Raw genomic sequence first — 13473 nt, 5'->3', positions numbered from 1 at the left:
CGACCCGTGCGTATCGCCACCTATGTGTACGAGGGACGGCGTCACTGCGGGGTCGTGGAGGACGCCGTCGTACGGGCCCTGCCCGACGGCACCTCGCCCCTCGACGCCGTCGGGGTCCGTCCCGTGGGTGCGGCCGTCGCGCTGTCGGAGGTGCGGCTGCTGCCGCCGCTGACGCCGTCGACCGTCCGGGACTTCGTCACCTTCGAGGAGCACGTCGAAGGAGTACGGCGCTCCGTGGACGGGGCCGCAGGCGTGCCCGAGCAGTGGTACGCGGCCCCGACCTTCTACTTCGCCAATCCCCACGCGGTGTACGGCCCGCACGACGAGATCCCGATGCCGCCGGGGTCGAGCGTGCTCGACTTCGAACTGGAGGTCGCCGCCGTGATCGGCCGCGAGGGCCGCGACCTCACCCCGGAGCAGGCCCGCGACCACATCATCGGCTACACGATCTTCAACGACTGGTCCGCCCGAGACCTCCAGTCGGCGGAGATGAGGGTGGGCCTGGGCCCCTGCAAGGGCAAGGACACGGCCACCACCCTCGGGCCGTATCTCGTCACCGCCGACGAGCTGGAGCACCACCGCGACGCCGACGGCTTCCTGCGTCTCGCCCTGACCGCCGAGGTGAACGGCGAGGTGGTCGGCGAGGACCTGCTGTCCAACATGAGCTGGACCTTCGAGGAGATGGTGGCCTACGCCTCGCGCGGCACGTGGGTGCGTCCGGGTGACGTCCTCGGCTCGGGCACCTGCGGCAACGGCGGCTGCCTCGCCGAGTTGTGGGGCGTGCGCGGCAGACGGGAGCCGCCGCCGCTGAAGCCGGGTGACACGGTGACGCTCACGGTGGAGGGGATCGGTGCCGTGTCCAACACCGTGGTGGCCGGCGCGGAGCCGGTGCCGCTGCCGAGGGGCCGCCGCCGCAGCCGGGAGCGGCCGTGAGCGGCCCGCGGCCCAAGAGGCTGCTCGGCAAGGTCGTGGTCGTCACGGGAGCCGCCCGCGGCCAGGGCGCCGCCGAGGCCGAGGCACTGACCCGCGAGGGCGCCCGGGTGATCGCCACCGACGTCACGGACGCATCCGGCTGCCGTCGCCTCGACGTCACCAGCGACGAGGCGTGGGCCCGGCTCGCCGCCGAGCTGCGGGAGTCGTACGGCGGTGTCCACGGCCTGGTCAACAACGCGGGCATCACCTGGCGGGCCCGCCTCGGCGAGGTACGGCCGCAGGACCTCGACCGGGTCCACGCGGTCAATGTCACCGGCCCGCTGCTCGGCATCCAGCACCTCGCGCCACTGATGCCGCCGGGCTCGTCCGTCGTCAACGTCGGTTCGACGGCCGCGCTCACCGGCCACTACCCGGTCGCCTACACGACCAGCAAGTGGGCGCTGCGGGGCCTGTCGAGGACGGCAGCGACCGAACTCGGCCCCCGCGGCATCCGCGTCAACACCATCCACCCCGGCTACATCGAGACCGAGATGACCGCCTCCGCGGCTCCGGCGTTCCGCGAGGCGAACATCCGCGAGACCCCGCTCGGCCGCACCGGCACCGTGGACGAGATCACCCCGCTCGTGGTGTTCCTGCTCTCCGACGAGGCGTCCTTCATCACCGGCGCCGAGATCCCCGTGGACGGCGGCCTCACCGCGCACGGCGGTGTCAAGTCCCTCTCGGACGCGCTGCGTTCTTGAGCCCTCAGCCCAGAAAGGTCCCTCTGTGAACAAGGTCTGTGCGAGCGCCGCCGAGGCGGTCGCCGACATCCCCGACGGCGCGTCGCTGGCCGTCGGCGGCTTCGGCCTCAGCGGCATCCCGGCCGTGCTCATCGAGGCGTTGCACACGCAGGGCGCGACCGGTCTGAAGGTCGTGTCGAACAACTGCGGCGTGGACGGGCGGGGCCTGGGCGTGCTGCTGGCGGCGGGCCGGATCGCCCGGGTCACCGGCTCCTACGTGGGTGAGAACAAGGAGTTCGCCCGCCAGTACCTGGCCGGTGAGCTGGAGGTGGAGCTGGTGCCGCAGGGCACGCTGGCCGAGCGGCTGCGCGCGGGCGGCGCCGGTGTGCCCGCGTTCTTCACGCCGGCCGGGGTCGGCACCCAGGTCGCGAACGGCGGCCTGCCGTGGCGGTACGCGCCCGACGGCTCGGTGGCCGTGGCGTCCCCGGCCAAGGAGATCCGCGCCTTCGACGGCCGGCCGCACGTCCTGGAGGAGGCCATCACCGCGGACTTCGCCCTCGTCCGCGCCTGGCGCGGCGACCGGCACGGCAACCTGGTCTTCCGCAGGGCGTCGGCCAACTTCAACCCGCTTGCCGCCATGGCCGGGCGCGTCACCGTGGCCGAGGTGGAGGAACTGGTGGAGCCAGGGGAACTCGGCCCCGACGAGATCCATCTGCCCGGCGTCTTCGTCCAGCGGCTGGTGCGGCTGACGTCCGCAGAGGCAGCCGACAAGCACATCGAGAAGGTGACGGTACGTTCCTGATGGCCTGGACCCGCGACCAGATGGCCGCCCGCGCCGCCGCCGAACTCACCGACGGCTCCTACGTCAACCTCGGCATCGGCCTGCCCACCCTCGTCCCGGACCACCTCCCGCCCGGGGTGCATGTCGTCCTGCACTCGGAGAACGGCATCCTCGGCACCGGGCCGTATCCCACCGCCGACCAGGTCGACCCGGATCTGATCAACGCCGGCAAGGAGACCGTCACCGTCCTGCCGGGGGCGTCCTTCTTCGACTCGGCCGTGTCCTTCGGCATGATCCGCGGCGGCCACATCGACACCGCCGTCCTCGGCGCCATGCAGGTGTCGCAGCGCGGTGACCTGGCCAACTGGATGATCCCCGGCAAGCTGGTCAAGGGCATGGGCGGGGCGATGGACCTGGTCCACGGTGCCCGGCGCGTCATCGTGCTGATGGAGCACAACGCCAAGGACGGCTCCCCCAAGCTCGTCGCGGACTGCACCCTGCCGCTCACCGGCGAACGCTGCGTCCACCGGGTCATCACCGACCTCGGCGTCCTCGACATCACCCCCGAGGGGCTCGCCCTGGTGGAGACCGCTCCCGGGGTCGCCGTGGACGAGGTCGCGGCGCGTACGGGTGCGCCGCTCCTGCCCCATTGAGCCTCCCCACATTAGGTCCTTTGACATAGGTATCTCTTCATACTTACCCTGATGGCATGCCCCAGCACAGCGCGTCCGCCCAGGACATCGACCACGTGGCCGCTGTGCTCGTGGCATGCCTGCCCGCCCTGCACCGGGCCCTCGACCGGCAGGTCGGCCAGGAGTTCCCGCACCCCAAGCCCCCCGAGGCCCAGCTCGCGCTGCTGCGGTATGTCGACGCCCATGACGGGGTCACCGTGCGGGAGGCGGCCGAGGCGCTGCGGATGAAGCCGAACAACGTCAGCGCGCTGGTCACGCTGATGACCGAGCAGGGGATGCTGGAACGCCGGCAGGACCCCGCCGACAAGCGGATCGCGCATCTGCACCTCACGCCGACCGCCCGGCAGCGCAACGCCGAGGTATCGAAGGTGATGGGCGCCCATCTCGCGCAGGCGCTGCGTGCTCTGACCGAGGGCGAACTGGACGCCCTCGGCTCGGCGTTGGGCGCGCTCAACGCCCTCGCCGAGCAGCTGCACCGTCCCGTGCGCTGATCCGCGCTCTTCTTCCAGTACTCACGAAGGACAGGCACAGTCATGCCCTCCGCGACCACCGGCTCCGCCGCTCTGCCCAGCTCTGCCCCGCCGGCCTCCGCACCGCCCGCCGACCAGCCGCGCGGCCTGCGGGCCAACCCCTGGCTGACGCTGATCGCCGTCGCCTTCGGCCTCTTCATGGTCGGCCTCGACGGCTCCGTCGTCTCGATCGCCAACCCCGAGATCGGCCGGGACCTCAAGGCCTCCACCGCCGACCTCCAGTGGGTCACCAACTCCTATCTGCTGGCCCTCGCCGCCGCCCTGATCCTCGGCGGCAAGCTCGGTGACCGGTTCGGACGCCGCACCTTCTACCTGGTCGGCGTCGCGGGCTTCACCGCGGCGTCCGTCGCCATCGGGCTCGCCGGGTCCATCGAGGGCGTCATCGCCTTCCGCGCGGTGCAGGGCTTCTTCGGCGCCCTGCTGATGCCCAACACCCTCGGTCTGCTGCGTGCCGTGTTCCCGCCGCGGAAGTTCGGCATGGCGGTCGGCATCTGGGCGATGGTCTCCTCGGTGTCCACCGCCCTCGGCCCCATCGTCGGCGGCCTGCTCGTGCAGCACGTCGACTGGGAATCCGTCTTCTACATCAACGCCCCCATCGGTGTCGTCGCGCTCGTCTTCAGCGGCATCGTCCTGCCGCAGAGCAGGAACACCGCCGCCGCGGACGAGAAGTTCGACCTCGTCGGCGTCGTCCTGCTGGCGCTGGGCCTGCTCGCCGTCGTGTTCGGCGTCGTCAAGGGCGAGACCTGGGGCTGGACTTCGGGCGGCACGCTGGGCGCCCTCGCGGCGGGCGTGGTGATCCTGCTGGTCTTCGGCGGCTACGAGAGCCGGGTCGCCGCGCCGCTGCTGCCCATGCGCCTGTTCCGCAACCGGGCGCTGACCATCGGCACCGTCATCACCGCGCTGAACTTCTTCGTGCTGCTCGGCGTGATCTTCTTCGTCATGCTCTATCTGCAGAACGTACGCGGCTTCAGCCCCGTCGAGGCGGGTGTGCGCACCCTGCCGCTGAGCCTCGCCTCGGTCGTGGCCTCCCCGCTGGGCGCGGCGCTCACGGACCGGTTCGGGCCCCGGCTCACCATGCCGCTCGGCATGGCGCTCCAGGCCGCCGCCTGCTTCGCGATGCCGAGTTGGAGCGCGGACTCCTCGTACACCACCATGTGGCCGCCGTTCATCGCGCTCGGCCTGGGTGTCGGCATGGTGATGGCGTCCTCGTCCGACGCCATCGTCGGCAACGCGCCGGTCGAGGACGGCGGTGTGGCGGGCGGCCTGCAGGCGACCGCGCTGCAGATCGGCGGCGCGCTCGGCACCTCCGTGCTGGTGTCCCTCATCAGCAGCCGGGTCGGCGCCACCCTGACCGGCGAACTGACCTCCGCCGGGGTGCCCGCGCAGGCGGCCGAGGGCCTGGGCGAGGCGAAGGACGCGGTGGCGATGGGCGTCGTCCCGGTCTCCGGTGAGATGCCGGCCCAGCTGAAGGCCGCCGTCGTCGAGGGAAGCCACGAAGCCTTCATGAACGGCGTGCACACCTCCGTGCTGGTCGCCGGCGTGCTGTGCGTGGCCGGTGCACTGGTGGCGGCGGCAGGCGTACGACGCACCGGGGCGGCCCGTCCCTGACGGACTGGGCGGCAGCCGACCCGAAGGGGCGCGGGGCCGGTGCACTGGTGGCGGGGCAGCACAACAAGCCAAACCACCCGAGCCCTCAGGCGATCTCCTGCTCCGCCCAGATGATCTTTCCGTCGCCCGTATAGCGAGCCCCCCAGCGATGGGACAGCTGGGCCACCAGGAACAGACCCCGACCACCCTCATCCGTGCTCCGCGCGTGCCGCAGCCGCGGAGCGGTATGGCTGGCGTCGGAGACCTCGCAGGTCAGTCGGGAGTCGCGGAGGAGTCGTAGGCGCAGCGGCGGTTCGGCGTAGCGGATCGCGTTGGTGACCAGCTCGCTGACGATCAGTTCGGTCGTCATGGCCAGTTCGGGGAAGCCCCAGGCCTCCACCTGGCGGATCGCCCGGGCCCGCAGGTCGGCGACGGCGGCCGGGTCCACGGGCACGTCCCAGGAGACGACGTGTTCGGCGCCCAGGGCGTGGGTGCGTGCCAGGAGCAGGGCGATGTCGTCGGGCTGCGGTGCGGGTACGAGCCGGCGCACGGCGGACGAGCACAGGGTGGCGAGGTCGAGGTCCCGCCGGGACAGCAGCTCGCCGAGCCGGGTCATGCCCCGCTCCATGTCGCGGTCGGCCGCCTCGACGAGGCCGTCGGTGTAGAGGCCGAACAGGCTGTTCTCGGCGAGTTCGATCTCGCCGGCCTCGAACGCCATCCCGCCCAGCCCGAGCGGCGGACCGGCAGGGGGTTCCGGGAAGGAGACCTGCCCGTCGGGTGCGACGACCACTGGCGGCGGGTGTCCGGCGCGGGCCATCGTGCAGCGTCTGGTGACCGGGTCGTAGACGGCGTACAGACAGGTCGCCCCGAGGAAGGCGGTCGTGCTGTGCCCCGGCGGGTCGCCGTCCGTCTGCTCCTCGCTGAGCCGCAGCACCAGGTCGTCGAGGTGTGCCAGCAGTTCGTCGGGCGGCATCTCCATGTCGGCGAGGGTCTGTACGGCGGTGCGCAGCCGGCCCATGGTCGCCGCCGCGGTGATGCCGTGGCCGACCACGTCGCCGACGACGAGGCCCACCCGGGCGCCGGACAGCGGGATCACGTCGAACCAGTCGCCGCCGACGCCGCCGGTCGGGTCCGCCGGCAGATAGGAGGAGGCCACCTCCAGCGCGGTTCCGCCGGTCAGGGCGTGGGGCAGCAGACTGCGCTGCAGGGTGACCGCGGCCGTGTGTTCCCGGGTGTAGCGGCGGGCGTTGTCGACGCACAGCGCCGCTCGGGCCACCAGTTCCCGGGCGACCAGGACGTCGTCGGGCTGGAACGACACGGGGTTGAGCGACCGTAGGAACGTGGCGAGCCCCAGGGCGGTGTTCCGCGCCCGCATCGGCACCGAGATGAGGGAGTGCAGGCCGAACTCGCGCATGCTCGCCGCCCGCGCCGGCTGTTCGGTGGCCCACAGTTCGTCGGCGGGGTCGAGCACCGGGACGAGGACCGGCTCGCCGTCGATGAGCAGCCGCACGTCGTGCGGCGGAGGAACGAAGTCGACCCGGTCCCCGATGCGCGCGACGGCCTCCGGGCAGCCCTCGCGCACCGAGCTCATCCCGGCCCGGCGCATGACCGGCCTGGCGGGTGCCGGGCCGGCGTCCGTCAGCCACGCTCCGTGTCCCTCGGAGCTGAAAACGGGCTCCAGCAGGTCCACGACGACGAAGTCCGCGAAGCGGGGAACGGCGAAGTCGGCGAGCTCCTGAGCCGTCCGCAGCACGTCCAGGGTGGTGCCGATGCGTGTGCCGGCCTCGTTGACCAGCGACAGCAGCCGGCGGGCGTTCCACCGCTCGGTGACGTCCGAGACCATGTAACAGACCCCGCTGATCGAGTCGTCGGCGTCCACGAGGGGGAAGAACGACGTGGAGTAGGCGTGCTGGCGGTGCGGATCGGCCCAGCTCCATCCCGCGTACTCGTAGTCGGTGACCGGGACGCCGGTCTCGATGACCTTGCGCATCAGGCCCTCGATGGTCTCCGCCTGCAGCCCGGGCAGCAGTTCGCTCAGTCTGCGGCCGAGCCGCTGCTCACGGGGCACACCGCCGAAGCGTTCCAGGGTGTCGTTCAGCCAGACGTAGCGCAGCTGGGTGTCCATCACGGCCATGCCGATCGGCGAGCGGGTCAGGAAGCCGTCGAGGACGGACTGGCCCACCGTCCACTGCTCGCGCCGCGCCCGTGCCGAGACCAGGAAGCACTCGTCCGCGCCGATGCGGAAGGAGGCCGAGACCCGCAGGTCCACGTCGATGCCGCGGCCGTCGCGATGCCGTACGCGGATGACACCGCTCCACCCCATGCCGGCGCGGCAGCGCTCGACGATCCCGGCCACCCGTACCGGATCACCGGGCATCGCCAGCAGCCGGGCCGCGGAGCAGCCCACGACCTCCGCCGCCGGGTGGCCGAGGAGTTCCTCCGCGGCCCGGGTCCAGCCGAGCACGACACCCTGCGCGGACAGCACCGCCGCCGCGTCGGAGGCCGCGTCGAAGAGCGCGCGCGGTCCTGCGGACGTGGGCGCGTCCGGTCCTACTCGCGGAGCATCCATGGGTCCTCACGCAGCGTCCATGGTTCCCGTCCTCTACACGACCATGTTCCTGCTTGTCCGACGGATGTGCACGGGCCGACGGGTACGGCCGCCGTGGTCGGGGCACGCGGGGTGCTCGCACTGGGCAGGGCGAAGGCGGCGGAGGGAGCATGGAGGTGCCGGTCGTCGCAGCCGTGGTGCCCGGCTGTGGCCGAGGTCGGCGGGCCCTGCCGCCGGTGGAGGAGGAGCCGGGATGACAGCCCAATCCTTCGAGTCCAACGAGTACGGCCCCGAGCCGCCCCGGCCGATCGGCCTGCTCGACGTGCTGAGCGTGGCCGCGGTGGTGGTCGACGCCGACGGGCGGATCGTGTTCTGGACGCCGCAGGCCGAGGAGCTCTTCGGCTACACCGCCGAGGAGGCCCTCGGCACGCACGCGGCGCGGCTCTTCATCCACCCCGAGCACCTGCCGGCCGTGGTGCAGCTGTTCGCGGAGGTGCTGGAGACGGGGCGGAGCTGGGCCGGCGCCTTCCCCGTGCGGCTCAAGGACGGCAGCACCCGGCTGACGGAGTTCCGCAACATGCGGCTCACGGACGATCTGGGAGACGTCTACGCCCTGGGCATCGCCGCCGACCATTCCCTGCTCCAGCGGGTGGAGACCGATCTGGCCCTGTGCGAGCGGCTGATCAACCAGTCCCCGATCGGTCTCGCCCTGGTCGACCCCGATCTGCGGTTCCTGCTGGTCAACCCGGCGCTGGAGCGGATCGACGCCATACCGGCCGAGGAGCACATCGGCCGCCGGCTGAGGGAGACCCTGCCGCTGCCCGACATCGACACCATCGAGTCGGCCCTGCGCCAGGTGCTCACCACCGGCACCCCGCTGCTCGACCAGTACCACGTCGGCCGCCCGCCGGCCGACCCCGACCACGAGCACGCCTGGTCGCTGTCCTTCTACCGGCTGGAGGATCCCGGCGGCCGGGTCCTGGGCGCGGCCATCTCGTTCGTCGACGTCACCGAGCGGCACCGCGCCGCCGCCGAGGCCGACCGGGCCCGGCGGCGCCTGGCGCTCATCGCGGACGCCTCCACCCGCGTCGGCACCACGCTGGAGGTGGAGCAGACCGCCCGCGAGCTGGCCGAGATCGCCACGCCCGAGCTGGCCGACGTGGTCGCCGTGGACGTCCTGGACTCCGCGCTGGCCTGCCGCCGTATGCGCAAGCCGGACAACGGCCCCGAACTGTTCCGCGCCCTCGCCCTCAAGGCCGCCTACCCCAGCGTGGCGCTGCGCGCCGCCGACCCGCCCGGTGACCTCGCCGCATACGACGGGGACCGCCTGGTCACCCTGTGCGTCCACACCGGCCGGCCGGTCCTGGTGCGCCATGTCGGCGAGCACGATCTGCCGCGCATCGCCCGGGACGCCGAGGCCATGTCCCTGCTGGCCCGGGCCGGCGTCCACTCCTATCTCGCGGTGCCGTTGATCGCCCATGGCGAGGTGCTCGGCGCCCTCGATCTGAAGCGGACCCGCAATCCGGTGCCGTTCGACGAGGACGACGTCGTCCTGGCCGGTGAGCTGGCCAGCCGGGCGGCCGTGGCCATCGACAACGCCCGCTGGTTCCAGAGCGTGCGCAACACTGCCCTCACCCTCCAGCGCAGCCTGCTGCCCGACCACCCGCCGCACCACACCGGTCTGGAACTCGCCTCCCGCTACCAGCCCGCGCAGGCCACCAGCGAGGTCGGCGGCGACTGGTACGACGTCCTCCCGCTGACCGGCGACAGGACCGCGCTGGTCGTCGGCGACGTCATGGGCAACGGCATCGACGCCGCCGCCACCATGGGCCGGCTGCGCACCGCGACCTGCGCCTACGCCGACCTGGACCTCGATCCCGGCTCGGTGCTCCAGCACCTGGACAAGATCACCTGCGATCTGGAGCACTACATCGTCACCTGCCTGTACGCCGTGTACGACCCCGGCACCAGGCAGTGCACCATCGCCAACGCCGGTCACATGCCGCCCGCGCTGGCCCGCCTCGGCCGCACGCCGGAACTGCTCGACCTGCCCACCGGTGCCCCGCTCGGCGTCGGCGGCATCCCGTTCGAGACCACCACGGTCGACGTCGGCCCCGGCGATCTGCTGGTCCTGTACACCGACGGCCTGGTCGAGACCCGCCACCACCCCATCGACGACCGCCTGAACGCCCTCCTCGGCTTCCTCGACGAACCCCGCAGGTCCCTGGAGGAGACCTGCGACCTCCTGCTGTACGGTCTGCGCCATGCCGACGACCACGACGACGTGGCCCTTCTCGTCGCGCGGGTGCTGTAGGAACCCGGCGCCCGTGTTGCCCGTGCTGTGCGCCCGGCGCACGCTGTTCGTATGGCTGCCGGCCACGGGCCAACCCTCATCAGCTCCGTGCAGCGGGCCTTCCGCCTGCTGGAGGCGGTGAGCGCGCACGAGAACGGCGCGCCGGCGAAGCAACTGGCGCGGGAGACGGGTCTGCCCCTGGCCACGGCGTATCACCTGCTGCGGACCCTGGTCCACGACGGATACGTGCGCAAGCTCGACGACGGCGGCTTCATCCTGGGCGACCGGCTCGGGACGCTGCACACGGCGGGCCGGGCGCAGGCGCTGCTCAGCCGGATCCGCCCCACGCTCGCCGCGCTGCGGGACGACCTGTCGACCGCCGCCTATCTCACCTTCTACGAGGAGGGCGAGATCCGGGTCGCCGAGATCGTCGACGGCCCGCGCGCTCCCCGGGTCGATCTCTGGGTGGGGTTCGAGGACGCCGGGCACGCCACGGCGCTGGGGAAGTCCGTGCTGCGCGAGCTGGACGACGAGTCACGGAAGGACTACCTGTCCCGGCACGCGCTGGCCGACCTCACCCCCAGGACGATCACCGACACTCCGGAGCTGCTGCGGCGGCTCGACTCCTCGCCTCTGGCCCCGGCGGTCACGGACCTGGAGGAGTACGCCCTCGGCACGGTCTGCGTCGCGGTGCCCGTGTACAGCGGGACCACACTCGGCTCGCTCGGCGTCTCGCTGCGCGCCGACCGGCGCTCCCGTCTGGAGGAGATCACGGCGCGCCTGATCCCGACCGCGAGCCGGGTGACGAGGGGCCTCTCGCTCACTATCTGAAAACCAGCTCCTTGTCCCGTCCGGTTCGAACCTATTTCCTGAAGGAAACGGACATCTCGGGTGCACGCCCCCCGCGCACAGGTGAGGACAGCGGACAAGACATGATCCAGGACCCGCACCACGGTCGTGACCACCGGCCGAGGCGATTGGTCGCCGCTGCGCCCGTACTGCCCATCCTGCCCATCCTGCCCGTACTGATCGTCTCCGCCCTCGTGCTCGCCGCCCTCCTCGGCGAACCGGGGATGACCTGGGTGCCGCTGCTCGCCACCGGGCCCGCGCTCGCCGCCACCACCAACGGGCCGCGCGGAGTCCTCTGCGTGGGGCTGCTGGCCGCCGCCCTGGGCGCCGCCCTCGGCATCCGTGACGGCGCGCCGGGCGGTGACCTGGCGGTCGCCCTGGCCGCCCTGCTGGCCGTGACCCTGGCGAGCGGCCTGGCCAGCGCGCTGCGCGGGCGGCGCGAGCGGGTGCTCGCGGCCGTACGGTCGGTGGCCGAGGCCGCGCAGCACGCGCTGCTGCAGCCCGTGCCGGCGACGGTGGGGCCGTTCCAGGTGGCGGTCCGCTACAGCGCCGCCGCGGCGGAGGCCCGCATCGGCGGCGACCTCTACGCGCTGGTGTCCACGCCGCACGGGGTCCGGCTGATCGTCGGCGATGTGCGCGGCAAGGGGCTGCCCGCCGTCGGGACCGCCGCGCTGGTGCTCGGTGTCTTCCGCGAGGCCGCCTACGACGAGCCCGACCTGCTGGCGGTCGTCGCGCGGATCGAACGGAGCCTGGCGCGGAACCTGGGCAGCGACGACTTCGTCACCGCCGTCGTCGCCGGATACCCCCGGGAGGGGCAGCTGGAGGTGGTCAACTGCGGCCACGCGCCGCCGCTGCTGGTGCGTGACACCGACGTCGTGGCGGTCGAGCCGGACCGTCCGGCCCCGCCCCTCGGGCTGCGCACCCTCGCGGGTGAGACCCCCGCGCTCCAGGTGCTGCCCTTCGCCGACGGGGACCAGCTGCTGCTCTACACCGACGGCGTCACCGAGGCCCGCAACCACGACCGTGAGTTCTACCCGCTCGCCGACGGCCTGGCGCGGCACACGTCCGACGAGCCGGTGCGCACGGTCACCGCCCTCCACGACGAACTGCTGACCCATGTGGGCGGCCGGCTACACGACGACGCGGCACTGCTGCTGCTGCGGATACCGGCCGCCGCCGACACGGCCGTCACCCGGCCGGCGTCCGACGCCGAGCGCATCGGGTCGTGATCACCGTGGCCGGGCGCCCGCGCGCAGCGACGTCACCAGCGACTCCGTGAAGCGCACGGCCGACCACGGCAGCCGTCGGCCCGTGGCCGTCTGCACCTGGGCCTCGCGCTGCCGGAACACGGCGTGGTCGACGCTGACACTGCGGGGCGAGCGAGTCGCAGACCAGGGCGGGGCGGACGGCCAGCCCCTCCAGCCGCACGGCGATGTCGAAAAGCTCACGCTGGCTGGTGCCCGGGGAGCCCAGCGCCAGCGGGTGGGCGCACAGTTCCGCCAGGCCGATCCGGTCGCGGCCGGCCAGCTCGTGGCCGAGCGGGACGACGGCGGACACCGGCACCACGACGGCGCACTCCACGCGGACATCGTGCTGCGGGCCCATCGCTTAGGTGACGGCGACGTCCGCGATCCCCTCCACCACCCGGCGCGTCGCCTCCTGGCGCGGGACGACGTCGAGGCGGAACGTCACGTCCGGGTGCGCGCGCCGGAAGTCGGCGATCGCCCGGGGCACGAGGCGGCGCCCGAAACCCTCGCGTTGCTGCCGCCCGCCGTCCCGGACCCGGTCCGCGAGGCCCTCGCCGGCGTCACGGTCGCGGGCGGCACCGGCGACCCGGTGCCGGACGCGGGGTGGGGCGAGCCGGGGCTGTCCGCCGCCGAGCGGCTGTACGCCTGGAACACCCTGGAAGTGCTCAGCCTGGGCGCGGGCGACATCGACCGCCCGGTCAACGCCATCCCCGGCCGGGCCCGCGCGGTCCTGCAGCTGCGGTACATCGTCGGCACCGAGGTCGGCAAGATCGCGGAGGTGGTCGCCGGCCATCTCGCCGAGCACGGCTATCCGATGGTCGAGGTCCGTGTCCTCGGCAGCTTCGCCGCGAGCCGTACGCCGCTCGACGACCCGTGGGTGCGCTGGGCCCACGCGACGCTGGAGCGCGTCGCCGGCCGGCCGGTCGCGGTCCTGCCCAACATCGGCGGCTCCCTGCCCGACGCCGTCTTCACGGACGTCCTGGGCCTGCCCACCCTCTGGCTGCCCCACTCCCACCCCGGCTGCCTCCAGCACGCCCCCGACGAGCACCTCCCCGCCCCCCCTCGCCCGCGAGGGCCTCGCCCTGACCACGACCCTGTTCCACACCCTCGGCCACCCACAGACCGACCACCCCCTTCCCACCCTCGGCACCACAGCACCCTGAGGCACACAGGGCGCTGCCCCCGGGCGGCTCCTCCGCATGGCCGAGCCCCAACACGACAGCGCGCCGCAGACGACGGACGCCCCAACACGGCACCCCCCCCCCCCCCCCCCCCCCCCCCCCCCCCCCCCCCC

The 13473-nt window shown here is 72.9% G+C and carries 10 protein-coding genes and 1 pseudogene; 9 read left to right on the top strand and 2 right to left on the bottom strand.

The features are described from left to right. The first annotated feature begins 6 nt into the window (after window positions 1-6). The 6 genes from AQI70_RS16330 to AQI70_RS16305 are packed head-to-tail and all read left to right on the top strand — an operon-like array spanning window position 7 to window position 5263. Complete coding sequence (locus AQI70_RS16330) at window positions 7-933, top strand: fumarylacetoacetate hydrolase family protein (protein ID WP_062149798.1); 927 nt, start codon at window positions 7-9, stop codon at window positions 931-933. Continuing rightward, entirely contained in the window at window positions 930-1673 is a 744-nt protein-coding gene (locus tag AQI70_RS16325) for an SDR family NAD(P)-dependent oxidoreductase (protein WP_062149795.1), read from the top strand. The genes AQI70_RS16330 and AQI70_RS16325 overlap by 4 nt, the downstream gene beginning before the upstream one ends. Before the next feature lie 25 nt (window positions 1674-1698). Beyond that, window positions 1699-2454 (top strand): CoA transferase subunit A, encoded by a 756-nt coding sequence (locus tag AQI70_RS16320; protein ID WP_062149792.1) that lies wholly within the window; start codon window positions 1699-1701, stop codon window positions 2452-2454. After that, window positions 2454-3086 carry a CoA transferase subunit B gene (locus tag AQI70_RS16315; protein ID WP_062149789.1) on the top strand — a complete coding sequence of 211 codons (633 nt, stop codon included), beginning with the start codon at window positions 2454-2456 and terminating at the stop codon, window positions 3084-3086. The genes AQI70_RS16320 and AQI70_RS16315 overlap by 1 nt, the downstream gene beginning before the upstream one ends. Before the next feature lie 56 nt (window positions 3087-3142). Beyond that, window positions 3143-3616, top strand: a complete 474-nt coding sequence (locus AQI70_RS16310) for a MarR family winged helix-turn-helix transcriptional regulator (RefSeq protein WP_062149786.1) — start codon at window positions 3143-3145, stop codon at window positions 3614-3616. 42 nt (window positions 3617-3658) lie between these two features. Further along, a complete protein-coding gene (locus AQI70_RS16305) occupies window positions 3659-5263 on the top strand; it encodes an MFS transporter (RefSeq protein WP_062149783.1) in 1605 nt (534 codons plus the stop codon). Window positions 5264-5348: 85 nt separating this feature from the next. Here the strand turns inward: AQI70_RS16305 and AQI70_RS16300 are convergent, their stop codons facing one another. Then, window positions 5349-7811 carry a SpoIIE family protein phosphatase gene (locus AQI70_RS16300; RefSeq protein WP_062149780.1) on the bottom strand — a complete coding sequence of 821 codons (2463 nt, stop codon included), beginning with the start codon at window positions 7809-7811 and terminating at the stop codon, window positions 5349-5351. A gap of 232 nt (window positions 7812-8043) precedes the next feature. Here AQI70_RS16300 and AQI70_RS16295 point away from each other — a divergent pair, with 232 nt between their 5' ends. From AQI70_RS16295 to AQI70_RS16285, 3 genes are all read left to right on the top strand, one after another. Next, window positions 8044-10104: a SpoIIE family protein phosphatase gene (locus AQI70_RS16295; RefSeq protein ID WP_062149777.1), complete on the top strand. Its 2061-nt coding sequence runs from the start codon at window positions 8044-8046 to the stop codon at window positions 10102-10104. Window positions 10105-10155: 51 nt separating this feature from the next. Beyond that, window positions 10156-10914, top strand: coding sequence for an IclR family transcriptional regulator (locus AQI70_RS16290; protein WP_037886017.1), 759 nt, complete (start codon window positions 10156-10158; stop codon window positions 10912-10914). 101 nt (window positions 10915-11015) lie between these two features. Beyond that, on the top strand, window positions 11016-12161 hold the full coding sequence (locus AQI70_RS16285) for a PP2C family protein-serine/threonine phosphatase (protein WP_244181656.1): 1146 nt from the start codon (window positions 11016-11018) through the stop codon (window positions 12159-12161). 208 nt (window positions 12162-12369) lie between these two features. Here AQI70_RS16285 and AQI70_RS37480 read toward each other — a convergent pair. Then, a pseudogene (locus tag AQI70_RS37480) lies at window positions 12370-12972 on the bottom strand (LysR substrate-binding domain-containing protein); the annotation flags it as partial. Window positions 12973-13473: the final 501 nt, after the last annotated feature.

The organism is Streptomyces curacoi, assembly GCF_001513975.1.
In the GTDB taxonomy this organism is placed as follows: Bacteria; Actinomycetota; Actinomycetes; order Streptomycetales; family Streptomycetaceae; genus Streptomyces; species Streptomyces curacoi.
This window is presented reverse-complemented; position numbering and strand designations above follow the sequence as displayed.

Excerpts from the sequence above, each read along its gene's own strand:
- AQI70_RS16305 (WP_062149783.1), top strand. The coding sequence starts at position 3,659 with ATGCCCTCCGCGACCACCGGCTCCGCCGCTCTGCCCAGCTCTGCCCCG.
- AQI70_RS16285 (WP_244181656.1), top strand. The coding sequence starts at position 11,016 with ATGATCCAGGACCCGCACCACGGTCGTGACCACCGGCCGAGGCGATTG.
- AQI70_RS16310 (WP_062149786.1), top strand. The coding sequence starts at position 3,143 with ATGCCCCAGCACAGCGCGTCCGCCCAGGACATCGACCACGTGGCCGCT.
- AQI70_RS16295 (WP_062149777.1), top strand. The coding sequence starts at position 8,044 with ATGACAGCCCAATCCTTCGAGTCCAACGAGTACGGCCCCGAGCCGCCC.
- AQI70_RS16290 (WP_037886017.1), top strand. The coding sequence starts at position 10,156 with ATGGCTGCCGGCCACGGGCCAACCCTCATCAGCTCCGTGCAGCGGGCC.
- AQI70_RS16300 (WP_062149780.1), bottom strand. The coding sequence starts at position 7,811 with ATGGATGCTCCGCGAGTAGGACCGGACGCGCCCACGTCCGCAGGACCG.
- AQI70_RS16315 (WP_062149789.1), top strand. The coding sequence starts at position 2,454 with ATGGCCTGGACCCGCGACCAGATGGCCGCCCGCGCCGCCGCCGAACTC.